Consider the following 23,553-nt stretch of genomic DNA (forward strand, 5'->3'; position numbering starts at 1 on the left):
GGGGAGGGAACACGGTGGTGATTCACGCGGCCACGCCCCCGCCCTCGGTCTTCAGCCATGCCGCGCCGCAGGCCTTCGCCAGTTCGCGGACGCGCAGGATGTAGCTCTGGCGCTCGGTGACCGAGATCACGCCCCGCGCGTCGAGCAGGTTGAACATGTGGCTCGCCTTGATGCACTGGTCGTAAGCCGGCAGCGCCATGAGATGGCGGCTGTCGTTGGAGCCCTCCTTGGGCTCGCCCGCTTCGAGATACTTGCGGCAGGCGGCTTCCGCGTCGCGGAAGTGGCGGAACAGCATCTCCGTGTCGGCATATTCGAAGTTGTGGCGCGAATATTCCTGCTCGGCCTGCAGGAACACGTCGCCGTAGGTGACCTTCCGGTCGCCTTCGAGGCCGTTGAAATTGAGGTCGTAGATGGACTCCACGCCCTGCAGGTACATGGCGAGGCGCTCGAGGCCGTAGGTCAGCTCACCGGCGACCGGCGAGCACTCGAAGCCCGCCACCTGCTGAAAGTAGGTAAACTGGGACACTTCCATGCCGTCGCACCAGCATTCCCAGCCGAGTCCCCAGGCGCCGAGCGTCGGGCTCTCCCAATCGTCCTCGACGAACCGGACATCGTGGACCGCCGTATCGATGCCGATCGCCTTCAGGGAGCCGAGATAGAGGTCCTGCAGGTTCGACGGATTCGGCTTCAGGATCACCTGAAACTGGTAGTAATGCTGAAGGCGGTTCGGGTTCTCGCCGTAGCGCCCGTCCTTCGGGCGGCGGGAGGGCTGCACATAGGCCGCGCGCCAGGGCTTGGGGCCCAAGGCCCGCAGGGTCGTGGCCGGGTGGAAGGTGCCTGCGCCGACTTCCATGTCGTAGGGCTGGAGAATGACGCAGCCCTGCTCGGCCCAGTAGCGCTGGAGCGTGAGGATCAGGCCCTGGAAAGAGCGCGCGGGATTCATGTGCGCAGGTTCGCTCGTCATCAATGGCGTCCGGTCTTGAAAATGTCTGGCGAACCCTTGGGATGATGGAGTCTCGAAGTCAAGCGCGGGGTGCGCTTGCCGCCATGGCGCGTCCCGGCCCCCCTTCCCGTCAAGGCCGGACTTGATCCGGCCATCCACGTCTTGGGAACGGCAGCGCCGCTAAGACGTGGATCCCCGGGACAAGCCCGGGGATGACGGGTGAGAGTTGGAGGCAGCGCAATCCTTACAATCCCAGCCGCGCCCAGGCCGCCCGCTCCTCCAGGGCCCCGACGATCTCGCCGGGATCGATCAGACCTCCCCCGGTCACCGAACGGCGTCCGAAAAGGCGCCCCAGCAAAGGGGGACGGGCCGGCTCGATCATGCGTAGCTGTACCTCTTCTCCGAAGCGCTCGCGCAGGATGGTGCGGATATCGCCGAGGCCGTCGATGAGGCCAAGGTCCAGAGCCTCCGCCCCCACCCAGAAGGCGCCGGAGAAGAGATCCTCGTAGGAATCGTTGAGCTTCTCGCCCCGGCGGGTGCGGACAAGCTCCACGAAAACCTCGTGAATCTTGCGTTGAAGGCCCTTGAGACGGGCCACGTCCTCCGGATTCTCCGGCCTGAACGGGTCCAGCATCGCCTTGTTCTCGCCGGCCGTATGCACGCGTCGCTCCACACCGAGGCGGGCGATAAGCTCCTGGAAGCCGAAGCCCGCCGACACCACGCCGATGGAGCCCACGATGGAGGCGGGGTCCGCGAAAATCTCGTCCGCCGCGCAGGCGATCATGTAGCCGCCGGAGGCTGCCGCATCCTCCACGAAGGCGAGAACCGGGATCTTCTTTTCGTCCGCCAGGCTGCGGATTCGCTTGAAGATCAGGTGCGACTGGGCGGCCGACCCGCCGGGCGAATTGATGACGATGGCCACGGCCTTCGCGCCCGGAACGGAAAACGCCCGCTCCAGCATCTGCGCCACGTTCGACATGGCCAGACCCGAGCGGAACGGCATAACGGCCCCGATCGCGCCCGACAGGCGAAGAACCGGCACGACGGGGTCGCGATAGCTGCGGAATCGGCTCGGCAGAAGGAACTGGAGACGGGCAGGAAGCATGGAGGAGAGAGATGTCTGAGCCATGGCTCACATGTAGTGCATGAAGCAGAGCTTCCCAAGATGAACATCTCGTTAGGGAAACCTTCGGCCTTCGTTCAGTTAAATCTCCTTAGAAACGGGGCATTACGGAGATTCACCCACCGGCCGCTCTGGACGCGAGCCCAAAACGGCGAAGGAGAGAATGATATGCGCAAGCTACTTTTCGGTCTTCTGGGATTTGCCACCCTTGGCGTGGCCGGCCTGGCCGCCCCGCAGGCTGAGGCCCAGCCCTATTACGGCCACGGCTATGGCTACGGCTACCGCGCGGGCCCCGTCGTGGTGCGTCACGAATACGGCCGCCCGCATTATCGCGGCTATCGTTACGGCTATCGCCCCGCGCCGGTCTATCGTCCGGTTCGGACCGTTCGCCGCTGCTGGGTCGAGCCCCGGCGGGTCTGGAACGGCTACCGGTGGGTTCGCCGGGGTGTCGAGGTGTGCCGCACAGTCCGCAGGCCCGGCTATCGCTGGTAATCTCGAGAAGGGCGCCCTCCGGCGCCCTTTTTTCACAGGAGGTCGGCCTCTCCCATGTGCAAGGCCAGGGCATGAGGCGTGAAGCGCCCGTCGGGTCCATTGAGGATGACAGGCGGCAGGATCGTCAGGGGCGCCCGGCTCCCCTTCGTGCCCGCGATGAGGACGCGAATCGCAGGCTTCCCGGCGCTCGGATGCACGAAGCGCAGCGTCAGCTCCCCCAACGGACCGTTCAGGCCATCCAGGCACTCGGCCAGCCGGTCGGCCCGGTGAATCAGGATGAAGCGGCCCTTGGGCCTGAGCAGCCCGAGGCACGCCTTCATCCAGGTCTCCAGCCCTCCCGCAGGCAACGCATGGGCGGCCGCCCTCCCCTCGTCCGGAGAGATTCGCGCGTGCCCCTCCTCGAGAAAAGGCGGATTGGTCAGAACCAGGTCGGCCGTTTCGGGATGCAGGCCCGCCGCGCGGCGGGCGGCCTTGTCGAGAACGTCCGTGACGATCACCTCGGCCTCGATCCCGTTTTCCCGGCAATTCGAGCGGCATAGCTCGGCAAGGGCGGCATCCCGCTCCACGAAAGCGAGGCGCACCTCGCTCTCGCGGGCTGCCACCATCAGGCCCACGGCCCCGGTGGACGCGCCCACGTCGACCACCCTGTCCCCAGCTTTTGCGGGAGCGGACGCAGCCAGCAGCACGGCATCGGTTCCGGCGCGATGCCCCTTGGCGGGCTGCATCAGGGACACCTTGCCGCCGAGCAGACAATCTTTCGTGAACTCACTCATGGACCTAGCCTTGGCGCAGCTCGCCTTCGAGACCCGCGTCGCGGATCAGCCGGCGGGCCTGATCCGCATCGTCATCGGGCACCAGGAGCCGTCTGGGAAACGCGCCGATCATCCCTTCCAGCGCGCTCATGTGCATGTCGGCCACAAGAACGGGGATATTGGCGTTCTCCAATAAGGATTGTAGGAAGCCAACCAGAACGAGATCGTTGGTGCGGACGATTTCGACCATCGGCTGACAACTTTCCTCTGCGGCAGATGTTTGCATTGCAGCATGGAAAGTGCCATGCCACCGTGAATGATATTCCTACCGGCCAAGCCGGCCGGCAACCCGGGATTGAGACGTGGGCGTCGTTGTTCCTTTCGAAGATAAGCATCCTGAAAAGAATGCGGGCATCGAGAAGCTCGTCTCCCTTGTGGCCGCCGACATGCAGCGGGTCAATGCGATGATCCTGTCGCGCACGGGATCCGAGGTCACCATGATCCCGGAGGTGGCCAATCACCTTATCTCCTCCGGCGGCAAGCGCCTGCGCCCCATGCTCACCCTCGCGACCGCCGGCCTGACCGGCTACGAGGGCGACGGGCATGTGAAGCTCGCGGCGGCCGTCGAGTTCATGCACACGGCCACCCTTCTCCACGACGACGTGGTGGACGAGAGCGACATGCGCCGGGGCAAGATCGCCGCCCGCATCAAATGGGGCAACGAGGCGAGCGTGCTCGTGGGCGACTTCCTGCTCGGCCAGGCCTTCCGCATGATGGTGGAAGTGGGCTCGCTGCGCGCCCTCGACATTCTCTCCGCCGCCGCCACCGTGATCGCGGAGGGCGAGGTCATGCAGCTCGCCGCCGCCAAGAACACCGAGACGACGGAGGACGAATACCTCGCCGTGATCCGCGGCAAGACGGCGGAGCTCTTCGCCGCCGCCTGCGAGGTCGGCCCCGTGATCGCCAACCGCCCCAAGGCGGAGCAGGCCGCCTGCCGCTCCTACGGCATGAATCTCGGCATCGCCTTCCAGCTCGTGGACGACGCGCTCGATTACGGCGGCAAGGCTGCGACGCTGGGCAAGAACGTCGGCGACGATTTCCGCGAAGGTAAGATCACGCTTCCGGTCGTCCTGTCCTTCCGCCGCGGCTCGGCCGAGGAGCGCGCCTTCTGGAAGCGCGTGCTCGAACAGAGCACCATCGAGGATGGCGACCTGGAACAGGCCGTCGCGATCATGCGCCGCCACAAGGCGCTGGAGGACACCATCGAGCGCGCCCGCCATTACGGCTCCATGGCGCGGGACGCCCTCGCCCTCTTCCCGTCGAGCCCGATGAAGCAGGCCCTCCTGGAAGCCGTCGATTTCTGCATCGCCCGAGCCCACTGAGCATGGCAGGATTGTTCTTTTTACAGAACAATCTGATTGACATAAAAATCGGCCGATATACAAACGTCCCTGTCCTGAGGCGGCTGCGCCGCTTCAGGACCGCGGTGATTTGAGACGAGCAGCTTGCCCCGCGTCATCAAAGGCTAAAGCGCCACGAGCGGCTTCCGCCTCGTGGTTCATGAGGGACGATTGGCCATGACGCGCCCAACATTCACGCCGGCACTGAGACCGACCCATCGGCATTCTCACGCCGAGCGGTGTTGTCGCTTCGCGCCCTGATCGTCCTTCACCTTCCCCGAACCACATGTCCGGCTTCGTGTTGAAGCCCCGACAGATCTTGCCTGAAAGGTGTTCCCATGTCCGTCTTCACCCGTCGCACTCTCCTCTCCGCGACCTTCGCCCTCGGGGCCGCTATGGCCGTGGCGCTGCCCGCCGCCGCCCAGCAGAAGAGCATCAAGGTCGGCGTCATGTCCGGGGCCGAGGAAGAGGTGGCGCAGGTCGTCAAGAAGGTCGCCGCCGGCAAGGGCCTGAATGTCGAGCTCGTTCCCTTCTCCGACTACGCGCTCGTGAACGAAGCGCTGGAGCGCAAGGATCTCGACGCCAACGCCTTCCAGCACAAGCCCTATCTCGACGCCCAGATCGCGGCGCGCGGTTACAAGATCGTGCCCGTGGGCTTCACCTTCGTGCAGCCGATCGGCCTCTACTCGTCCAAGGTGAAGGCCGTCGCCGATCTGAAGAAGGGCGCGAAGATCGGCATCCCGAACGACCCGAGCAACGGCGGCCGCGCGCTGAACCTTCTGGCCCAGGAGGGTCTGATCAAGCTGAAGGACGGCAAGGGCCTGTCGCCGAGCCTGCTCGACATCGCCGAGAACCCGAAGAGCATCCAGTTCTCCGAACTCGACGCGGCGCAGCTGCCCCGCGCCCTGCCCGATCTCGACGCAGCGGTGATCAACACCGACCATGCGCTCAATGCCGGTCTCGACATCCGCAAGGACACGATCGCGGTCGAGAAGCGCGAGGGCAATCCTTACGCGAACTTCATCGCGGCCCGTCAGGGCGACGAGAACCGCCCGGAGATCAAGACCTTCGTGGAATCCTACCAGTCTCCGGAAGTCGCCAAGTTCCTGGAAGAGCGCTTCAAGGGCGCCATCATCCCGGCCTGGTAAGAACTTCACCACCAGCGTCGTCATCCCCGGGTCGAGCCCGGGGATGACGACGAAGAAGCGGCCATCGGCCGGTCTCTACCGAAGCCTTGTCGCCTCCACCCACCAGTTCGGCTTGGCGTCGAGGAGGACACGGGCTGCATCGGCAGCGTTTCCGGCAGTCTCATAAAGCCCGAACACGGTCGCTCCCGAGCCGGACATGCGCGCGAGACGGCAGCCCTCGGTCCGGGCGACGCGTTCAAGCGCCTCCCCGATCACCGGCTGAACCATGAGAGCGGCGGGTTGGAGATCGTTGCGCGCAGCCTTCAGATCCTCCAGCAGGGCATGAACGGAAACCGTCTCCGCATCGGGATGCGGTGCGCCGCCCAGGGATTGCCCCGGCTGCAATCCGAGCGCCTTGAACACGGCAGGCGTCTCGACGGGCACGCGGGGATTGACCAGCAAGACGAAGAGCGGCGGCAAGGCCAGACAGGGCCCGAGCGCCTCCCCGATCCCGCGCATCATGCGGGCCTGGGGATCGAGGCAGACCGGCACATCCGCGCCGGTCAACCGCGCCGCCTCGCGCAGGGCCGGATGCGACAGGGGCAGATTGTTGAGCTGCGCCAGCAATCTCAGAGCCGCCGCCGCGTCGGATGATCCTCCGCCGATTCCCGCGGCGACGGGCAGGCGCTTGACCAGGTGGAAAGCACCAGACTCGAGATTTTGCACCCGCTCCGCCAGAAGGCGCGCAGCCTTCAGGACGAGATTGTCCGCATCGTTGCCCGCCGATGCGGCCGTCGGGCCGCTGACCTGCAGGGAGAGATGCGGGCCCGGCACGAGCCGAAGGTCGTCACCCACCTCCGCAAAGGCCACGAGGCTTTCGAGCTCGTGATAGCCGTCCGGCCGCCGCCCCAGGACGTGGAGCGTCAGGTTGATCTTGGCGGGAGCGCGGGTGGCGAGAGGCTGCGACATGCCTTTTCCATGCCTCAGAGATCGAGGGATGGGAAGAAGGATCCTCCGCCGTCATGCCCGGCCCTGCGCCGGGTATCCGCGTATCGAGGGTCCAGAAACGAAGATGGCCGGGAACAAGCCCGGCCATGACGAAGAAAACAAAGGCGGATCGGGCCTAGCCGCCGCTCTGCGGCACAGGAGCGGGCGCCGGAGCGGGCGTGCTGTCCGCCGCTGCGGGGTTCGGATCGTCCTCCAGGCCGTTGTCGATCTTCTTGAGAATTCTCACGAGGTCTTCCGGCTCGGGATTCGACGCCTTCGCGTGATCCCACTGGAACTTCGCCTCGATCTTGCGGCCGACCTTCCAATAGGCGTCGCCCAGGTGGTCGTTGATCGTGGGATCGCCAGCCTTGAGCTCGACGGCCTTTTCCAGCTCCCGCACCGCATCCTCGTAGCGCCCGAGGCGGTAATAGGCCCAGCCGAGGGAATCGATGATCATGCCGTCGCGCGGGGCGAGTTCCACGGCCTTCGTGAGCATCTTGAAGGCGTCGTCGATGTTCTCGTTCCGATCGACCCAGGAATAAGCGAGATAGTTCATCACCTGCGCCTTGCCGGCGGGCAGGCTGTCGGGAACCAGTTCCAGCGACTTCTTGAGATCGGCTTCCGCCTTGTCCCACTGCTTCGCCCGCTCATAGGACGTGCCGCGGTAGAAGAAGAGGATCCAGTGGCCGCGCTGGGGCGTCCCGACGAGCTCGATGGCCTTGCCGTAGGTCTCGGCCGCCTCCGCGAACTTCTTGCGCGAGCGCTGCACGTTGCCGAGCGCCATCACCACCTCGACGTCGTCCGGGCGCTCCTTCATGAGCTTGTCGAGATAGGCCATGGCCTCTTCGCCGCGTCCCATCTGCTCATAGTTCTGCCCGATGGCGATATCGGCGCTCGTGCGGACCGGCGCATCCTTCGGAACGCGGTCGAACATGGCGTTCGCCTGCTCGTATTGCTTCAGGCGCTCGTAGACGTCTCCGAGGGTGATCAGAGCCAGCGCATGGTCCGGCTTCAGGTCCAGGCCGAGCTGGAGATAGATGATGGCGGTCAGCTCGTCGCCCTGGGTGTTGCCCACCACGCCGAGGCCGTAGAGCAGCTCGGCCGCGCCGTCCTGCGCATTCGTGACGAGCGGCGTGAGGGGCTTGCCCTCATCCAGGGCCGTCAGGGCCGCCTTGACGATGGGATGACGCGGGGCGAGCTCGTCGAAAGCCTTGTAGACGGCGATCGCCTCGTCCTTCTTGCCCTGCTTGGCCAGGAAGCGGCCATAGGCATCGACCACCTGCAAGGTGTTCTTCTCACCCTCATAGGCGGCCTTGAAGCGCTTCTCGGCCTCCTTCGTGTTGCCGATCACGTCGGCGATCAGGGCCGCGTGATATTCCCGGAACTGGTTGAAGGCGCGCTCGCTCTTGAGCTTGTCGACCGTGGCCAGGGCCTGCTTGCCGTCCTTGGCGCCGGCATAGGCCCACGCGGTCAGGAGCGTTGCGGTGAGATCCGCCTGACGGCCGCGCATTCCCTTGCTGAGGCGGGTGCGGGCATCGGCGTATTTCTGCGCCTTCATCGAGCGGACGGCGAGAGCGAACTGAGCGAGGTTGTTGGTCGAATCGCGCTTGGAGAGGCGCTCGGCCGCCCGGTAGGCCTCCTGCATGGAGCCGTTGCCGAGGAACGCCACGAAGCCGCGCTCCAGAAGCTCCTGATTGCTAGGGTCGCCCTGGATGGCCTCGCGGAAATAAAGGGCGGCGGCTTCCGTATCGCGAGCGGAACCGGCCACATAGGCCGAGAGGAAGTTGCCCTCCAGGCTCTGGGCGGGAGTCAGAGCATCATTCGGGTCCGTGTTGACCGCCGAGGCGGGCGAGGCCAGAAGGCCGGCTGCCACCAGAACGAGAGCGGGTAAACCCTTGCGGGTCAAAGGCAATTTGAACGTGGGCACGAAGCGCGGCTCCAATCATCGCGACATCTCGGGGCAAGGAAGGAAGGAGATGTGCGCCAAATCAGGCCGGAGAATGGCGTTTCCCACCTGTTGCGGCAAGGGGGGAGATTGCCGCTGGGGCCGTAAAAGCCTCGTGAGGAGGATTTCGTCACGGCCCTTCCCCCGTCATGGCCGGGCTTGTCCCGGCCATCCACGTCTTGAAGCCACAGCGCCAAAGAAGACGTGGATCCCCGGGACAAGCCCGGGGATGACGGTCATGAAGGCTTCTTGCGGACGGAAGACCCGGCAAAGTCACATGTTCACGTAGTTCGGCCCACCGCCGCCTTCGGGAGTGGTCCAGACGATGTTCTGGTTCGGATCCTTGATGTCGCAGGTCTTGCAGTGGACGCAGTTCTGCGCGTTGATCTGGAAGCGAACGCCGCCCTCGCCTTCCACCCACTCGTAGACGCCGGCCGGGCAGTAGCGCTGCGACGGGCCGCCATAGACGTCGTGCTCGGAGGCCTTCTGCAGGCCCATGTCCTTCACCTTGAGATGGACCGGCTGATCCTCCTCGTGATTGGTGTTGGACAAGAACACCGACGACAGCTTGTCGAAGGTGAGCACGCCGTCGGGCTTTTCGTATTGGATCGGCGTCACCTGGGAGAGCGGCAGCAGGCACTCGTGGTCCGGCTTGCCGTGCTTCATCGTGCCGAAGGGCGACCAGCCGAACAGCTCCGTCAACCACATGTCGAGGCCGCCGAGCGCCACGCCCGCCGCCGTGCCGTATTTCGACCAGAGCGGCTTCACGTTGCGCACGCGCTTCAGGTCGTAGCCGATCGGCGAGGAGCGCCAGGCGTCCTCGTAGGACGCGACCTCGTCGTTCGCCCGGCCCGCCTGCAGCGCCGCAAGGACGTGGTCTGCGCAGAGCATGCCGGACAGGATCGCGTTGTGGCTGCCCTTGATGCGCGGCACGTTCACGAAGCCCGCCGAGTCGCCCACGAGGCAGCCGCCCGGGAAGGAAAGGCGCGGCACGGATTGCCAGCCGCCCTCCATGATGGCGCGCGCCCCGTAGCCGATGCGCTTGGCGCCCTCGAACACGTCGCGCACCATCGGATGGGTCTTGAAGCGCTGGAACTCGTCGAAGGGCGACAGGGTCGGGTTCTTGTAGTTGAGGTGCACCACGAAGCCGACCGACACGAGATTGTCGTCGAAATGGTAGAGCCAGGAGCCGCCGCCCGCATTGTTCGGGAGAGGCCAGCCCATGGAATGGCGCACCAGACCTGCCTGGAACTTCTCCGGCTTCACCTGCCAGAGTTCCTTGATGCCGATGCCGTACTTCTGATGGTCACGGCCCGCATTCAAGCCAAAACGCTCGACCATCTGCTTGGTGAGCGAACCGCGCGCACCCTCCCCGAAGATCGTGTACTTGGCGCGCAGCTCCATGCCACGGGTGAAGTTGGCGTTGGGCTCGCCGTTGCGGCTGATGCCCATGTCGCCCGTGGCGACGCCCACCACCTTGCCGTCCTCGACCAGCACCTCGGACGCGGGAAAGCCCGGATAGATCTCGACGCCCAGCTCCTCCGCCTTGCGGCCGAGATAACGGGCGACGTTGCCGAGCGAGCCGACGAAGTTGCCGTGGTTGTTCATGAGCTTGGGCATGAACACGTTGGGCAGCCTCACGCCGCCCGCATGGCCCAGATACATGAACTCGTCCGCCGTCACTTCCGTCTTCAGGGGACGGTCCGGGTCGGTGCGCCAGTCCGGCACGAGGGCGTCGAGACCGATCGGATCGATCACCGCGCCGGAGAGGATGTGGGCGCCGACCTCGGAACCCTTCTCCACCACCACGACGGAGAGATCCGCGCCCTGTTCCGCCGCCTGCTGCTTGAGCCGGATCGCCGTCGCCAGACCAGCAGGGCCGGCGCCGACGACGACGACGTCGAACTCCATGGATTCACGGGCGGGCAGATCGGACATGAGTGTTCTCCAATACGCGACTTCAAAGCCGGGCGCTTCAGACGGTTTGCATATGAACAATCCGCTCGGCTTCTCAAGTCCTGTCTTTGCTGAGGACTGTTCCTAACTTCATTGTCCCGACCCTGAAAGTTCCCTTTCAGTATAAGGTTATGCCGAAATCCGATCATGCCCGCTCGTCTCGACGGCCATGAAAACCGGACGGATCCCGAAGTTGTCCGCCTCCTTCGGAGCGCTTAGAATAGGCGCATGCAGGATCACCCCTCCGAGCGAAAAGCATCTTACACGCTCTTCGACACGCCCATCGGCCTGTGCGGCCTCGCCTGGAACGGCCGCGGCATCGTCGGCGTGCAGTTGCCGGAGGACGACGCGTCCAGAACGCGCGGCCGCCTCGCCAAGCGTTTTCCGGGCATCTCCGAAGCCCCTCCCCCGCCCGCCATCCAGGCGGTCATCGCGGATGTGTTCGCCCTGCTGAAGGGCGAGCCGCGCGATCTGTCCGCCGTGCCTCTGGACATGGATGGCGTGCCGGACCTTCACAGGCGTGTCTACGGCGTCGCCCGCGCCATCCCGCCCGGCCGGGTCCTGACCTATGGTGAGATTGCGTCCCGGCTCGGAATCGACAACGCCCGGCTCATCGGCCAGGCGCTCGGGAAAAACCCGTTCGCCATCATCGTGCCCTGCCACCGGGTCGTCGCCGCAGGCGGCAAGCTCGGCGGATTTTCAGCCAATGGGGGCGGCATGACGAAGCGCCGGCTGCTCGCCATCGAGGGGGCTCGGCGGGATGAGAGCCCGACGCTGTTCGACCTGATCTCCTGAGCGCGGGTTCGGCCTCCCCAAAGTTGATGATGGCTCAGGAGTTCCTGCTGACCTGAGTTGTTCATCCGCCCCGGAATGCTTACATACGATCCATGCAGGATCTCCCGTCCGACCACGATGCTTTGAAGGCGCTCCTCGACTTCCATGTCGAGGCGGGGGTGGATCTTGCCCTCGACGAGACCCCGCATAACCGCTTCGCGGAGCCGAAGCCCGAGCCTGCTCAATCCAGGCCGGCCCCTCAGCGCGCGGGCGCCGCTACCCCCTCGACCGTCTCGCCTTCCCTGCCCCGGGCGCTGCCCAAGGCCGCCGCCAGCGCGCCCGACGAGGTCGCGAGCCTCGCCCGCGAGCAGGCTCGCCATGCGCAATCCCTGGAAGAGCTCGAGACGATCCTGGCCGGGTTCGAGGGCTGCGCCCTGAAATTCTCCGCCAAGAACCTCGCCTTCGCGGACGGCAACCCGGACGGTCGGGTGATGCTGGTGGGCGAAGCCCCCGGAGCGGACGAGGACCGGATCGGCAAGCCCTTCATGGGCCGCTCCGGCCAGTTGCTCGACCGGATGCTCGCCACCATCGGCCTCGATCGCAGTCAGGTCTACGTGGCCAACATCGTGCCCTGGCGGCCGCCGGGCAACCGTACGCCGACGCCGCAGGAAGTCGCGATCTGCAAGCCGTTCATCGCGCGCCAGATCGAGCTGGCCAATCCTGAATTCCTGCTCTGCCTCGGCGGTCCCGCGGCGCAGAACCTTCTCGGCCTCAAAGACGGGATCCTTCGCACCCGTGGCCGTTGGTTCACCTACAAGACGGAGGACGGCCGCGAGATCCGCGCGCTTCCGACCCTGCACCCGGCCTATCTCCTGCGCCAGCCCCTTCAGAAGCGCCTCGGCTGGCGCGATTTCATGTCCCTGAGGCGGGCGCTCGACGGGCGGGAATGAGCCTCCTTCAGCCCAATCCGGAACCGAGCTATATGCTCACGCCTTAAGTTCCTGCGGCAAGTGAGGCCGCTGTTCGTAGGTGAAACATGCGCTGGGAAGACTTTCGAACCTCGTCCAATGTGGAAGACCGCCGCGGCATGGGCATGGGCGGCGCGGGTGGCCTCGGTATCGGCACCATCGTGGTTCTGGGCCTGATCAGCTGGGCGCTCGGCATCGACCCGCGCATCCTGATCGGCGGCGCCGAGATGATCAACGGCGGCGGCTCGGGCTATCAGCAGCAGCAGGGCCGTCAGGGCACGCCGCAGGACGAGGCGGGGCGCTTCGCCTCGGCCATTCTCGGCAACACGGAGGACGTGTGGAAGACGGTTCTGCCTCAGCAGGCCAACCGGCAGTACAGCGAGCCGAAGCTCGTGCTGTTCTCCGGCGCGACCCGCTCGGGCTGCGGCGGCGCGCAATCGGCCATGGGTCCGTTCTACTGTCCCCTCGACCAGACCGTTTACATCGATCTCTCCTTCTTCGAGGAGATGCAGCGCCGCTTCCGCGCGGGCGGCGATTTCGCCTATGCCTATGTGCTCGCGCACGAGGTTGGGCACCATGTGGAGAACCTGCTCGGCATCCTGCCCCGCGTCCAGGAGCGTCAGCGCGAGGTCGGCGGAGCGGAACGGAACCAGCTCTCCGTGCGCGTCGAGCTGATGGCCGATTGCCTGGCGGGCGTGTGGGCGCACCATTCCAACCAGCGCTGGAAATCGCTCGAACAGGGCGACATCGAAGAGGCGATCCGCGCCGCCGAAGCCATCGGCGACGACAAGCTGCAGCAGCAGGGCCAAGGCCGCGTCGTGCCGGATTCCTTCACCCACGGCTCCTCTCAGCAGCGCATGACCTGGCTCACGACGGGCCTGAAGAGCGGCTCGATCCAGGCCTGCGATACGTTCAGGGCGGCGCGGCTGTAAGGTTTCACGCCTACGTCATGGCCGGGCTTGACCCGGCCACCCACGTCTTAGCACCGCAGCGCAGCCAAAGACGTGGATACCCGGCGCAAGGCCGGGTATGACGAAAGAGGTGAATGCTCCCCAAGGGATTCAAGCCTCATGCCCGGCATCGACGAAACGCTCACCTTCATTCCCCTGTCCATCGCGGTTCTCACCGTGTCCGACACGCGCTCCCTCGACGAGGACAAGTCGGGATCGACCCTTGCCGAGCGGATCACGAAGGCGGGTCACCGGCTCGGGGATCGCGCCATCGTGCCGGACGACGTAGACGCCATCCGCGGGAAGGTGAAAAGCTGGATCGCTGATTCCGCCATCGACGTGATCATCACCACCGGCGGCACGGGCTTCACCGGCCGGGACGTCACGCCCGAAGCCATCGAGCCCCTGTTCGAGAAGCGCATGGACGGTTTCTCCGCCGTCTTCCACCGCATCTCCTACGACAAGATCGGCACCTCCACGATCCAGTCGCGCGCCACGGCGGGCGTGGCCAACGCCACCTTCATCTTCGTGCTGCCGGGCTCTCCCGGAGCCTGCAAGGATGCCTGGGACGGGATTCTCATCACCCAGCTCGACTACCGCTATCGCCCCTGCAATTTCGTGGAGATCATGCCTCGCCTCGACGAGCATCTGAAGCGCGGGAAACTGCAGGGCTAAAGCATCTGCCCCAAAAGTGGATTCGCACTTTTGGGGCAGATCCGATGCATTCTCCTGAGAAGAGAGCATCGTTCGACGCGGCCCGCTGGGTCCGCACGATGCTCTGAATCAGCCGAAAACCGGATCCCGCTCGATCCGGGCCGAGAGGCGCACGGGGGCGCGGGCCTTCACCCCATCGAGCAGAACGCGGCGGTGGACGAGATCGCCCGCCAGAATCGGCGGGCGCGCGAGCAGGCGGCGCACGAACCCTGCCAGACCGATGCCGTGACGGCGGAAACGGGCGCGTCCCCGCTCGGGCGTCGCGAGGGTCACGAAGCGGTCAAGAACCCGGATCCAGCCCTCCTGCGGAATATCGCCGTCGTCGAGGCAGAGCAGCCAGTCGCGCCGGGCGCTCCGGGCGCCCTCCGCCCAGGAGACATTCTCCGCCACCACAAGGCTGGCCCCAGCGGCGTCGGCGACCTTGGAGACGGTCTCGTCGGGACGCCCCGCCAGAATGACCGCATCGCCCACGAGCCCCGCCGCGACCGCGGGCACGAGGGCGCTCAGAGTGGCGGCCAGGGCCTCCGGTCCATGGGTGACGCGAACGAGAACGGTGATCATGCCCCTCCTTATAATCCCTTCGGGCGGAAACGTCGCCGGTGGGATTGCCGTCGGGCCCCTTGATTTTGTTCCTCATTTGTTCTGTTCTGGAGATGTTCTTTCCGCCGATTCGCGCGAGGCCGCCATGTCCATCCGTTTCAAGGAGCAGCCCGCTCCAGCCAGGCCTATGAAACGCTCCCCCCTCGAGGCTGCTGAAGCGGCGCGGCGGCGCATGGACGACCCGGCCTACCGGGTCGAGGTGGAGCGCCGGCGCGGACGGGGCGCGGGGGCGAACCCGAGCGGACGCTACGAGCCTGCGCAGCGCGAGAGCTTCGACGACGGCTGGGCCATCGAGGAGGATCTGCCTCCCCTGCCGACGGAAGTGATCATCGAGAAGCCGCGCACGATCATCACGAGGAACGACTCGCCCGACATCCTCTTCGAGAAATCGATCAACCCCTATCGCGGCTGCGAGCACGGCTGCTCCTATTGCTTCGCGCGCCCGACCCATGCCTATCAGGGCCTGTCCTCGGGTCTCGATTTCGAGACCAAGATCTTCGCCAAGCCGAACGCCGCCGAACTCCTGGAGAAGGAGCTGCGCGCGGCCAATTACCAGCCCACCACCATCGCGCTCGGCGCCAACACGGATCCGTACCAGCCGGTGGAGCGAAAATTCCGCATCACGCGCTCGATCCTGGAGGTGCTCGACCGGGCCGGTCACCCGGTCGGCATCGTGACGAAATCGGCGCTCGTCACGCGCGACATCGATATCCTGAGCCGGATGGCCGACCGGCAGCTCGCCAAGGTGGCGATCTCGATCACGACCCTCGACCCGAAGCTCGCCCGCCGGATGGAACCCCGCGCGGCCACGCCCGCCAAGCGCCTTGAGACCGTGCGCAGGCTGTCGGAGGCCGGCATTCCGGTGACCGTGCTGGTGGCCCCGATCATTCCGGCCATCAACGACCACGAGATCGAGGCGATCCTGAAAGCCTCGCAGATCGCCGGCGCGCAGGAGGCGGGCTATGTGCTGCTTCGCCTGCCGCACGATCTGAAGGACCTGATGCGCGACTGGCTGGTCGAGCACTATCCCGACAAGCTCAAGCACGTGTTCTCGCTGCTGCAGGAAGCCCGCGGCGGCAAGGATTACGACTCGGACTGGAGCAAGCGCCAGTCGGGCGTCGGCCCCTATGCCTGGATGATCGGCCGCCGCTTCGAGACCGCCTGCGAACGGCTGGAGCTGAACAAGCGCAACCTGTCCCTCCGCAAGGACCTGTTCAAGGCGCCCGCGAAGGAGACGGGGCAGCTCACCCTGTTCTAGTCGCTGCGATACATGCGTTTCCCGTCATGGCCTTCTCCCGTCATGCCCGCGCTCGGCGCGGGCATCCACGTCTTGGGAGCTGCGCGACAGGAAGGCGTGGGTCCCCGGGACAAGCCCGGGGATGACGACGGAGAGCGTTATGGCATGTCTCGGCATTCGTCATGGCCGCCCCTTTGGGACGGGTCGCCTTTTCGCCGACGCGACCCTCTGAGCGCCCGCTGAGCCATCACTTGATCTGACTGCGCAAGGTCTCCTTCACGACCCCATCGAAGCTGTCGGCTTTCGGTCCGGCCTTGATCTGCGCCTCGGTCATGTAGGCGTCGCGCTGCTTGACGAGTTCGTCCATCCTGGATGAAAGCTCCTGACGCTTTTGCGAATTGACCTCGATGATCTTCTTCTGCTCGGACTTATCGAGGTTCCGCAGTTCGTCAGGAAGCTCGGCCTCCTTGATGTTGTCGAATTCGACGCTTCCGGCAGCCACATCGCCCACGAGATCGCCTTCGCCTGTCACGGCTTTCGCGCCCTTGCCCGACTTGCGCAGGTAGGTCGCCATGTCGCTCGCCACCGATTCGGGTGCAGTTGCGACGGCCTTCGCCTTCTCCTGAACCTCGGCTTTCTGGCGGCTCGATCCATAGGACAAGACCGTCTTATTGACCTCGATCTGCAGATTGAGAATCTCGCGATCGTAAGGGGTTTCGATCACGACCACCTTTCCGCCATCCTGCGGGATCGGAATATAGCGGCCGCCTGCCAGCTGCGCGATATTGCGCCAGACACGTTCCGTGTCTTTCGCGCCGCCGGCCTGCACCGCGTTGACGACGATGCCGCGCTCGCGCGCCGTTCGCATCACCTCCGGATATTTCCGGTCCTGTCTGTAGTTCATATGCGGCGGCGCATCGCCGACGAGGAAGGCGATGCGGTTGGTCTGCGCGCCCTGCGTCCATTCGATTTTCGTCACGGCGGCGTCGAGAGCCTCGTTGACGGATTCCGCCCAGTCGCCTCCGCCGTCGGTCTGGAAGGCAAGGAGTTCGCCATAGAGCTTCTGGATGTCGCGGGTCAGCGGATAGACCTTCGTCACGTAATCGTCGCCGCGATCCCGATAGGCGACGAGGCCCATATGCACCTCGGCATTCGGATTCTGGTCGACAATGGACGTCGCGATCGACCAGATCTTGCGCTTGGCCCCCTCGATCAGCGGCCCCATGGATCCCGTCGTATCGAGGACGAACACGACCTCGACCCTTTTCGGCTCCTGGCGTCTGTTGTGAGCGTCCTCGGCAAAAACAGGGGTGACCGCAAGAGCCCCCGCGACCGAAAGGCAGGTTGCAGCGGCAACCAAGCGAAGTGAGTGGACCATAAAGACTCCCGTCGAGGTGACGGGAGGCAAGCTTGGCGGTAAATGCGACATAAATATGAAATATCGTTTCGATAACAAGACCCTTGACGGATCCTGTGGCCACTCGTCACTGAGGAGGCCTGCCTCGAATGCAGTACAAGACGCCTGCTTTCTCGATCGCTCCATGAAGTCCATGACCGCACCGATTCGCTCATCGAAGACATCCGGCCTCGGCCTCGAACGCGAGCTGTCCGCCCGGGCGGCGGGCTTTTCCTGCATCGTGGGCCTCGACGAGGTCGGGCGTGGGCCGCTCGCCGGGCCGGTCGTGTCGGCGGCGGTGGTGCTCGATCTCGACAACGTGCCCCGGGGCCTGGCGGATTCGAAGGCGCTCTCGGCGCAGAAGCGCGAGACGCTGTTCGCGGAGATCCTGGCAACCGCGAAGGTCGGCATCGCGTCGGTGTCCCATGCCGAGATCGACACCATCAATATCCGGCAGGCGTCGCTCCTCGCCATGTGCCGCGCCATGGCCGCCCTTCCCTGCACGCCGGACATGGCCTTCGTCGACGGTAACGATCCGCCGCGCCTGCCCTGCGCGACAGAGGCCGTCATCAAGGGCGATTCGAGCATCGCGTCGATCGCGGCCGCCTCCATCGTGGCGAAGGTGGTGCGCGACCGCATGATGGCGCGCTTGGGCGAGGCTTATCCCGCTTATGGATTCGCGAGCAACGCGGGCTACAGCACGAAGCTGCATCTTCAGGTGCTCACCAGCGACGGTCCCTGCCCTTTCCATCGCCTGAGTTTTGCGCCCTTGAAGCAAGGGTTACTGGACCTGTAACCAAACCTAACGCGCGTTAACCCAGAAAGATCAATCTTTTCAATAAGTCGGCAAGTTTTGCCGACCCAAAATAAGACGCAAATTTTTCGATCTGGAAACCTGATCTTTACCCTAACGGACGATGATCCTGAGTGTCAGTTGCGTAACCGGTGATCACCCATGGGTACCTTGCGTACCGGGGCTGCCGGCGCCGCCTCCCGGATCAGTGTCTCGCGTACCGGGCGGTCTGCGCCGGCTCCTCGGACGGGGCGTCAAGCCTCCCTCTCCGTTTTGCCGAAGTCTCTTCCTCTCAACGAGATCCTTCTCGGCGATTGCATCGCCAATCTCGAGAAGCTTCCTCCCGAGAGCGTGGACGTGGTCTTCGCGGATCCGCCTTACAATCTCCAGCTCGAACAGGCGCTCACGCGCCCGGACCAGAGCCTCGTCGACGCCGTCGACGATGATTGGGACAAGTTCGCGAGCTTTGCCGAATACGACGCCTTTACCCGCGCGTGGCTCTCCGCCGTGCGCCGCGTGATGAAGAAGAACGCGACGCTGTGGGTGATCGGCTCTTATCACAACATTTTCCGCGTGGGCACAGCCCTGCAGGATCTGGATTTCTGGGTCCTCAACGACATCGTGTGGCGCAAGGCCAACCCGATGCCGAACTTCAAGGGCCGCCGCTTCACGAACGCGCACGAGACCATGATCTGGGCCTCGAAGAGCGCTGATTCGAAGGGCTACACCTTCCATTACGATGCGCTGAAAGCCGGCAATGAAGACGTGCAGATGCGCTCGGACTGGTTCATTCCGATCTGCACCGGCGACGAGCGTCTGAAGGACGAGAACGGGCGCAAGGTGCATCCGACCCAGAAGCCGGAAGCCCTGCTCGCCCGCGTGCTGCTCTCCTCGTCCAATCCGGGCGACGTGGTGCTCGATCCCTTCTTCGGCTCCGGCACCACGGGCGCCGTCGCCAAGCTGCTCGGGCGCAACTTCATCGGCCTCGAACGCGATCCGACCTATGCGAAAGCGGCGCGCAAGCGCATCGACGCGGTCGTCCCCCTCGACGACGTCTCCGTCGCAGCACCGCCTGAAAAGCGCACGGAAGTGCGCGTGCCGTTCCTGTCGCTCGTCGAGGGCGGCTACGTGAAGGCGGGCGAGACGCTGGTCGACGAACGCCGACGCCACAAGGCGGTGGTGCGCGCCGACGGCACGCTGGCGCTCGGCGCCATCGTCGGCTCGATCCACAAGATCGGCGCGCTCACGCAGGGCTTCCCCTCCTGCAACGGCTGGACCTTCTGGCACGTGGAGCGTGGCGGCAAGCTCGTCTCCATCGACGAGTTCCGCTCCAAGGTGCGGGCCGAGATCGCGGCCTGAGGAAGGCTTCCTATCCCGAATCTGTGACAGGGCCAGCCATCGCTGGCCCTTTTCACGTTGTGCTGGAGCGCCTAGAGGAGGGAGCATCGGATTGATCCCAAAAGCGGGGTCCACTTTTGAATCCGGTGCCCTAACCTTCCGTCACAGGGGCGTCATCCAGGGCCGTTAGCGCGGGGGATGGCCTTAACAAAAAAGGAACTGCCCGTGCTTATCAAGCGTCTGCTTCCCCTGCTCGCCGCCCTTGTGCCCGCTTTCGCGCAGGCCGACGGGGTTTCCGGCAATCTGGTGCTCTATACGAGCCAGCCGAACACGGACGCGCAGCAGACCGTCGACGCCTTCAAGGCTAAGTATCCCGAGGTCACCTTGACCTTCGTCCGCGACGGCACGCCGAAGATCCTCGCCAAGCTGAGCGCCGAGTTCGAGGCCGGTCAGCCGCAGGCCGACGTGCTGCTGATCGCCGACAGCGTGACCATGGAAGGCTTGAAGAAGGACGGCCGCCTCCTCGCGCACGAGAAGGCCGACATTTCGGCCTATCCCTCCGGCACGCACGATCCCCAGAAATTCTGGTTCGCCACCAAGCTGATCACCACGGGCATCGCCTACAACACGAAGGCGACCTTCAAGCCCGCCTCGTGGCTCGACCTCACCCGACCCGAGGTGAAGGGGCAGCTCGTCATGCCGAGCCCGCTCACCTCGGGCGCCGCCCTGATCCATGCGGCGACCCTGACGGGCAACCTCGAAGGCGGCTGGAAATACTATGAGGACCTCAAGGACAACGGCGCCGTGGCCGGCGGCGGCAATGGCGACGTGCTCAAGCAGGTCGCGGGCGGTCAGAAGCTCTACGGCGTCATCGTCGATTACATGCCGATCCGCGAGAAGGCCAAGGGCGCCCCGATCGAGTTCGTGTTCCCGAAGGAAGGCGTTTCCGCCGTGTCCGAGCCGGTCGCCATCCTCAAGACCACGAAGAACCCCGACGCCGCCCGCGCCTTCGTGGACTTCCTGCTCTCGAAAGAGGGACAGGAGCTGGCCCTCAAGCAGGGCTATATCGCGGCCCATCCCGCCGTGGCGCTGCCTCCCGGCTATCCGCCGCGCGAGCAGATCAAGGTCATGAGCTTCGACGCCGCGAAAGCGCTCGCCGACGAGACGGCGAACAAGGCGGCCTTCGCCGACATCTTCGGGCAGTGAGAGACCGTACGCACAGCATGCCATTCCTGGAGCGGGGAGGTTTCGGCCTCCTCGCTTTCGTCGCTTTGGTCATCGTGGGCTTCGAGATCCTGCCGGCCCTGCGGCTCCTGATGACAGCCCTGGCTCCGGGGGGAGCCTTCGATCCGGAAAAGGCGCTCGCCGCGCTCTCAAGCCGGGCCGCGCTCCGCGCCGCGCAGGCGACGCTGGAAACCGCCTTTCTCTCCACCCTGCTGGCGGTGCCCCTCGGCACGGCCATGGCGCTGGTGCTGGGCATCACCGACATGCGCGGGCGCCATGTCGCCTCGTTCCTCTTCGTCCTGTCGGTGATGATCTCGCCCCAGGTCATCGCCCTGGCCTTCCTGCATCTCGCCGGTCCGGCCTCTCCCATCCTGAACACCCTGGGCCTTGCGCCGCAGGCCGGCAGCGCCAATCCGATGCTCGGGCGCGGCGGCATCATCCTGGTGCTCGGGCTGCACCATGCGCCGCTGGTCTACGTGGTCATGAGTGCGGGCCTCAAGCGCATCCCGCTCGCCATCGTCGAGGCCGCGCGCGTGGACGGGGCCCGGCCGCTGCGCATCGTCACCGACCATGCAATGCCACTGCTGCGGCCCCATCTCATGGGCGCGAGCCTTCTCGCCTTCGTGGCGGGCATCGGCAATTTCGGCATTCCGGCCCTTTTGGGCGCGCCGGTGAATTATCTCACCCTGCCCGTTCTCATCTACCGCCGCCTGTCGAGCTTCGGCACCGGCATGCTCGGCGATGTGGCGGCCCTCGGGCTTCTCGTCGCGGCCATTGCCATCGTCTGCGTCGCAATCAGCCAGACGCTGACGCGCCGCGGCGACGTTCTTCTGGAAGAAGACGCCCCGCTGCAGCCGTTCTGGCGCCTCGAACGAGGACGTGCGGCAGCCGAGATTTTCGTCGCCCTCGTCATTGCGGCGGTTCTCGTTCTGCCCATGCTGTCGTTGCTGACGGCGGCGCTCGTGCCATCCTACGGCATGCCGCTGAATCTCGGGACGATCACCTTCGACAATTTCACGGAAGTGCTGGCGCGGCAGGACGCGACCATGCGGGCCTTCGCGAACTCCCTTGCCTACGCGGGCGGCGCAGCGTGCCTCCTGGCCGTCCTGGCGATCCCGATGGCCTATGCGCTGGTGCGCTTGGGTGGACCTGCGCGGATCCCGATGACGGCTCTGCTCGAAACCTCCTATGTGCTGCCAGGCATCGTGCTGGCGATCGCCTGCATTCTCCTGTTCCTGAAGCCGCTGCCGCTGATCGGGCTTTCGCTCTACGCCACCCCGTCGATCATCGTCTTCGCCTATCTCGCCCGCTTTCTCGCGGTCGTGCTCAAGCCCGTCCTCGCGGGCATGGCGCAGATCGACGTGGCGCAGGAGGAGGCCGCCACCCTCGACGGCGCGGGGCTCGCCCGGCGTCTCGTCGACATCGTCCTTCCCTCGCTTCTTCCCGCAGCCGTAGCCGGGGGCCTGATGGCGTTTCTGCTCGCCTTCAGCGAGCTGACCGTCTCGGCGCTGCTCTGGTCGGCGGGCACCGAGACCATCGGCGTCGTGCTCTACAGCCTCGAAGAAGCGGGGCTCGCGAGCCAGGCATCGGCCGTCGCCGTCGTGATCGTCGCCGTCGTGATGCTCGCGATGCTGGCGCTCCACGCCCTGGGCCGGCATCTGCCGGCCGGCACCCTGCCCTGGCATTGCCCGGCGGAAGGCGCGGCGTTCCCCGCCCGCGACCCGGTCCGGACGGATCCTCGCGCGCAGGCGCCGAGGCAGGCCGAGGCCAGACCGGTCCTGGGCGTCTGACGGTTTCCGACCTCCCCAGGAATGTTGAGCGCTCTCCCATCGTCGCGGGGCTGCCGCCGGTGAGAAGACGAAGCATGGTGCGGATTGTCCTCGACTATGGAACATTCCCCTATGCCCTCGCGCGGCGAACGCTTTAACATCCTTCCATGGCTCATGCGTCTCACGATCCCTTCCATCTCGCCTTCAGCGAACCGTCCTGGGACGATCTCAGGATTTTCCTGGCCGTGGTGGCTCATGGATCGATGAACGGCGCGGCGAAGGCGCTGGGACAGAGCCAGCCGACGATCGCCCGGCGCGTGAAGGCGCTGGAGGAGGCTCTCGGGCTCGACCTGTTCCAGCGCGGTCCCAACAATCTGGAGCTCACGGAAGCAGGCCAGGCGCTCCTCGAGGCCGCCTCCCCCATGGGCGAGGCCGCGAGCGTGGTGTCCCGCACGGCCGCCGCCTACCGGCCCGATCCGGATGCGCCCGTGCGCGTGACCGCGACCTCCTCGGTCGCCCTGTTCCTGTCGCTGCATTCGGCAGAGCTGCACAAGGCCGCCGAGCCCGTGGAAATCGCCTACATCCCGACGCGCCGCAAGCTCGACCTCGCCTCGGGCGAAGCCGATATCGGCCTGCGCATGCGCGTCCTGCCCGAGGGCACGGACGATCTCGTGGCGCGCAAGGTCGGGCAGATCGCTTTCGCCATCTACGCCACCAGCGAGGACCCGACGTCCGTCATCGCCCCGCCGGAGGACCCGACCCTGTCGCGGCAGGCGGCCTACGTCGCCGAATTCGCGCAAGGGCGCACCATCGCGGCGCGCATCGGCGACATGCCGATCCGCTACCAGGCCGCGAAGGCAGGCTTAGGCGCGGCCTTCCTTCCCTGCTGGCTCGGCGATTCCGATCCCGATCTGAAGCAGGTGGTGAAGCCCGAAGGAGACCTGATCGAGGACGTCTTCCTCGTCATGCACCGCCGCAGCCGCAACCGGGCGAACGTGATGCGCGTGGCGAATGCGCTGGCGATGCTGTTCAAGCGCAATCAGAAGGCGCTGGTGGGATCCTGAT

The 23,553-nt window shown here is 65.5% G+C and carries 22 protein-coding genes; 13 read left to right on the plus strand and 9 right to left on the minus strand.

Translation table 11 applies throughout. The features are described 5' to 3' along the window. Window positions 1-22 precede the first annotated feature (22 nt). Complete coding sequence (locus tag ACS5Q0_RS06270; RefSeq protein ID WP_473125754.1) at window positions 23-964, minus strand: glycine--tRNA ligase subunit alpha; 942 nt, start codon at window positions 962-964, stop codon at window positions 23-25. A 223-nt stretch (window positions 965-1,187) separates the two neighbouring features. Next, on the minus strand, window positions 1,188-2,072 hold the full coding sequence (locus ACS5Q0_RS06275) for a S49 family peptidase (protein WP_473125755.1): 885 nt from the start codon (window positions 2,070-2,072) through the stop codon (window positions 1,188-1,190). A 162-nt stretch (window positions 2,073-2,234) separates the two neighbouring features. Here ACS5Q0_RS06275 and ACS5Q0_RS06280 point away from each other — a divergent pair, with 162 nt between their 5' ends. Next, the gene (locus ACS5Q0_RS06280; RefSeq protein ID WP_473125756.1) at window positions 2,235-2,558 is read left to right on the plus strand and encodes a hypothetical protein; all 324 of its coding nucleotides are present in this window, start codon (window positions 2,235-2,237) and stop codon (window positions 2,556-2,558) included. Window positions 2,559-2,590: 32 nt separating this feature from the next. On the opposite strand, the gene ACS5Q0_RS06285 is transcribed toward ACS5Q0_RS06280, so the two are convergent. After that, complete coding sequence (locus tag ACS5Q0_RS06285) at window positions 2,591-3,331, minus strand: tRNA1(Val) (adenine(37)-N6)-methyltransferase (RefSeq protein ID WP_473125757.1); 741 nt, start codon at window positions 3,329-3,331, stop codon at window positions 2,591-2,593. 4 nt (window positions 3,332-3,335) lie between these two features. After that, entirely contained in the window at window positions 3,336-3,560 is a 225-nt protein-coding gene (locus ACS5Q0_RS06290; protein WP_473125758.1) for a putative signal transducing protein, read from the minus strand. 112 nt (window positions 3,561-3,672) lie between these two features. Here ACS5Q0_RS06290 and ACS5Q0_RS06295 point away from each other — a divergent pair, with 112 nt between their 5' ends. Next, window positions 3,673-4,692 carry a polyprenyl synthetase family protein gene (locus ACS5Q0_RS06295; protein ID WP_473125759.1) on the plus strand — a complete coding sequence of 340 codons (1,020 nt, stop codon included), beginning with the start codon at window positions 3,673-3,675 and terminating at the stop codon, window positions 4,690-4,692. 356 nt (window positions 4,693-5,048) lie between these two features. Further along, window positions 5,049-5,858, plus strand: a complete 810-nt coding sequence (locus tag ACS5Q0_RS06300; RefSeq protein ID WP_473125760.1) for a MetQ/NlpA family ABC transporter substrate-binding protein — start codon at window positions 5,049-5,051, stop codon at window positions 5,856-5,858. Window positions 5,859-5,933: 75 nt separating this feature from the next. Here ACS5Q0_RS06300 and ACS5Q0_RS06305 read toward each other — a convergent pair whose 3' ends face one another. From ACS5Q0_RS06305 to ACS5Q0_RS06315, 3 genes are all read right to left on the minus strand, one after another. Continuing rightward, window positions 5,934-6,806, minus strand: coding sequence for a 4-(cytidine 5'-diphospho)-2-C-methyl-D-erythritol kinase (locus tag ACS5Q0_RS06305; RefSeq protein WP_473125761.1), 873 nt, complete (start codon window positions 6,804-6,806; stop codon window positions 5,934-5,936). 154 nt (window positions 6,807-6,960) lie between these two features. Then, window positions 6,961-8,751 carry a tetratricopeptide repeat protein gene (locus ACS5Q0_RS06310; RefSeq protein WP_473125762.1) on the minus strand — a complete coding sequence of 597 codons (1,791 nt, stop codon included), beginning with the start codon at window positions 8,749-8,751 and terminating at the stop codon, window positions 6,961-6,963. A 291-nt stretch (window positions 8,752-9,042) separates the two neighbouring features. Then, a complete protein-coding gene (locus ACS5Q0_RS06315) occupies window positions 9,043-10,707 on the minus strand; it encodes an electron transfer flavoprotein-ubiquinone oxidoreductase (protein ID WP_473125763.1) in 1,665 nt (554 codons plus the stop codon). A gap of 246 nt (window positions 10,708-10,953) precedes the next feature. Between ACS5Q0_RS06315 and ACS5Q0_RS06320 the strand changes: the two genes are divergently transcribed. The 4 genes from ACS5Q0_RS06320 (at window position 10,954) to moaB (ending at window position 14,092) form a co-directional block, all read left to right on the plus strand. Continuing rightward, on the plus strand, window positions 10,954-11,520 hold the full coding sequence (locus ACS5Q0_RS06320; RefSeq protein ID WP_473125764.1) for a methylated-DNA--[protein]-cysteine S-methyltransferase: 567 nt from the start codon (window positions 10,954-10,956) through the stop codon (window positions 11,518-11,520). 92 nt (window positions 11,521-11,612) lie between these two features. After that, window positions 11,613-12,449, plus strand: a complete 837-nt coding sequence (locus tag ACS5Q0_RS06325; RefSeq protein ID WP_473125765.1) for a uracil-DNA glycosylase — start codon at window positions 11,613-11,615, stop codon at window positions 12,447-12,449. Between the two features lie 86 nt (window positions 12,450-12,535). Continuing rightward, window positions 12,536-13,399, plus strand: a complete 864-nt coding sequence (gene ypfJ / locus ACS5Q0_RS06330) for a KPN_02809 family neutral zinc metallopeptidase (RefSeq protein WP_473125766.1) — start codon at window positions 12,536-12,538, stop codon at window positions 13,397-13,399. 138 nt (window positions 13,400-13,537) lie between these two features. Beyond that, entirely contained in the window at window positions 13,538-14,092 is a 555-nt protein-coding gene (moaB, locus tag ACS5Q0_RS06335) for a molybdenum cofactor biosynthesis protein B (RefSeq protein ID WP_473125767.1), read from the plus strand. Between the two features lie 108 nt (window positions 14,093-14,200). Here the strand turns inward: moaB and ACS5Q0_RS06340 are convergent, their stop codons facing one another. Then, a complete protein-coding gene (locus tag ACS5Q0_RS06340) occupies window positions 14,201-14,692 on the minus strand; it encodes a glycosyltransferase family 2 protein (protein ID WP_473125768.1) in 492 nt (163 codons plus the stop codon). 166 nt (window positions 14,693-14,858) lie between these two features. Between ACS5Q0_RS06340 and ACS5Q0_RS06345 the strand changes: the two genes are divergently transcribed. Beyond that, window positions 14,859-15,989, plus strand: coding sequence for a PA0069 family radical SAM protein (locus tag ACS5Q0_RS06345; protein ID WP_473125938.1), 1,131 nt, complete (start codon window positions 14,859-14,861; stop codon window positions 15,987-15,989). 226 nt (window positions 15,990-16,215) lie between these two features. Here ACS5Q0_RS06345 and ACS5Q0_RS06350 read toward each other — a convergent pair whose 3' ends face one another. Then, window positions 16,216-17,346 (minus strand): vWA domain-containing protein, encoded by a 1,131-nt coding sequence (locus ACS5Q0_RS06350; RefSeq protein ID WP_473125769.1) that lies wholly within the window; start codon window positions 17,344-17,346, stop codon window positions 16,216-16,218. Window positions 17,347-17,518: 172 nt separating this feature from the next. Here ACS5Q0_RS06350 and ACS5Q0_RS06355 point away from each other — a divergent pair, with 172 nt between their 5' ends. The 5 genes from ACS5Q0_RS06355 (at window position 17,519) to ACS5Q0_RS06375 (ending at window position 23,552) form a co-directional block, all read left to right on the plus strand. Further along, on the plus strand, window positions 17,519-18,160 hold the full coding sequence (locus ACS5Q0_RS06355) for a ribonuclease HII (RefSeq protein WP_473125770.1): 642 nt from the start codon (window positions 17,519-17,521) through the stop codon (window positions 18,158-18,160). Between the two features lie 159 nt (window positions 18,161-18,319). Beyond that, window positions 18,320-19,516, plus strand: coding sequence for a DNA methyltransferase (locus ACS5Q0_RS06360; protein WP_473125771.1), 1,197 nt, complete (start codon window positions 18,320-18,322; stop codon window positions 19,514-19,516). A 204-nt stretch (window positions 19,517-19,720) separates the two neighbouring features. Continuing rightward, window positions 19,721-20,701 (plus strand): ABC transporter substrate-binding protein, encoded by a 981-nt coding sequence (locus tag ACS5Q0_RS06365; RefSeq protein WP_473125772.1) that lies wholly within the window; start codon window positions 19,721-19,723, stop codon window positions 20,699-20,701. Window positions 20,702-20,718: 17 nt separating this feature from the next. Next, window positions 20,719-22,509, plus strand: a complete 1,791-nt coding sequence (locus ACS5Q0_RS06370; protein WP_473125773.1) for an ABC transporter permease — start codon at window positions 20,719-20,721, stop codon at window positions 22,507-22,509. A 146-nt stretch (window positions 22,510-22,655) separates the two neighbouring features. Next, a complete protein-coding gene (locus ACS5Q0_RS06375) occupies window positions 22,656-23,552 on the plus strand; it encodes a LysR family transcriptional regulator (RefSeq protein ID WP_473125774.1) in 897 nt (298 codons plus the stop codon). The last annotated feature ends 1 nt before the right edge of the window (window position 23,553 follow it).

The organism is Microvirga sp. HS2 (assembly GCF_055792805.1).

What these genes read in the sequence shown, in the direction of transcription:
- ACS5Q0_RS06270 (WP_473125754.1), bottom strand. Translation starts at nt 964, where the DNA reads ATGACGAGCGAACCTGCGCACATGAATCCCGCGCGCTCTTTCCAGGGC.
- ACS5Q0_RS06275 (WP_473125755.1), bottom strand. Translation starts at nt 2,072, where the DNA reads ATGGCTCAGACATCTCTCTCCTCCATGCTTCCTGCCCGTCTCCAGTTC.
- ACS5Q0_RS06280 (WP_473125756.1), top strand. Translation starts at nt 2,235, where the DNA reads ATGCGCAAGCTACTTTTCGGTCTTCTGGGATTTGCCACCCTTGGCGTG.
- ACS5Q0_RS06285 (WP_473125757.1), bottom strand. Translation starts at nt 3,331, where the DNA reads ATGAGTGAGTTCACGAAAGATTGTCTGCTCGGCGGCAAGGTGTCCCTG.
- ACS5Q0_RS06290 (WP_473125758.1), bottom strand. Translation starts at nt 3,560, where the DNA reads ATGGTCGAAATCGTCCGCACCAACGATCTCGTTCTGGTTGGCTTCCTA.
- ACS5Q0_RS06300 (WP_473125760.1), top strand. Translation starts at nt 5,049, where the DNA reads ATGTCCGTCTTCACCCGTCGCACTCTCCTCTCCGCGACCTTCGCCCTC.
- ACS5Q0_RS06305 (WP_473125761.1), bottom strand. Translation starts at nt 6,806, where the DNA reads ATGTCGCAGCCTCTCGCCACCCGCGCTCCCGCCAAGATCAACCTGACG.
- ACS5Q0_RS06315 (WP_473125763.1), bottom strand. Translation starts at nt 10,707, where the DNA reads ATGTCCGATCTGCCCGCCCGTGAATCCATGGAGTTCGACGTCGTCGTC.
- ACS5Q0_RS06320 (WP_473125764.1), top strand. Translation starts at nt 10,954, where the DNA reads ATGCAGGATCACCCCTCCGAGCGAAAAGCATCTTACACGCTCTTCGAC.
- ACS5Q0_RS06325 (WP_473125765.1), top strand. Translation starts at nt 11,613, where the DNA reads ATGCAGGATCTCCCGTCCGACCACGATGCTTTGAAGGCGCTCCTCGAC.
- ypfJ (WP_473125766.1), top strand. Translation starts at nt 12,536, where the DNA reads ATGCGCTGGGAAGACTTTCGAACCTCGTCCAATGTGGAAGACCGCCGC.
- moaB (WP_473125767.1), top strand. Translation starts at nt 13,538, where the DNA reads ATGCCCGGCATCGACGAAACGCTCACCTTCATTCCCCTGTCCATCGCG.
- ACS5Q0_RS06340 (WP_473125768.1), bottom strand. Translation starts at nt 14,692, where the DNA reads ATGATCACCGTTCTCGTTCGCGTCACCCATGGACCGGAGGCCCTGGCC.
- ACS5Q0_RS06345 (WP_473125938.1), top strand. Translation starts at nt 14,859, where the DNA reads ATGAAACGCTCCCCCCTCGAGGCTGCTGAAGCGGCGCGGCGGCGCATG.
- ACS5Q0_RS06350 (WP_473125769.1), bottom strand. Translation starts at nt 17,346, where the DNA reads ATGGTCCACTCACTTCGCTTGGTTGCCGCTGCAACCTGCCTTTCGGTC.
- ACS5Q0_RS06355 (WP_473125770.1), top strand. Translation starts at nt 17,519, where the DNA reads ATGACCGCACCGATTCGCTCATCGAAGACATCCGGCCTCGGCCTCGAA.
- ACS5Q0_RS06360 (WP_473125771.1), top strand. Translation starts at nt 18,320, where the DNA reads ATGGGTACCTTGCGTACCGGGGCTGCCGGCGCCGCCTCCCGGATCAGT.
- ACS5Q0_RS06370 (WP_473125773.1), top strand. Translation starts at nt 20,719, where the DNA reads ATGCCATTCCTGGAGCGGGGAGGTTTCGGCCTCCTCGCTTTCGTCGCT.
- ACS5Q0_RS06375 (WP_473125774.1), top strand. Translation starts at nt 22,656, where the DNA reads ATGGCTCATGCGTCTCACGATCCCTTCCATCTCGCCTTCAGCGAACCG.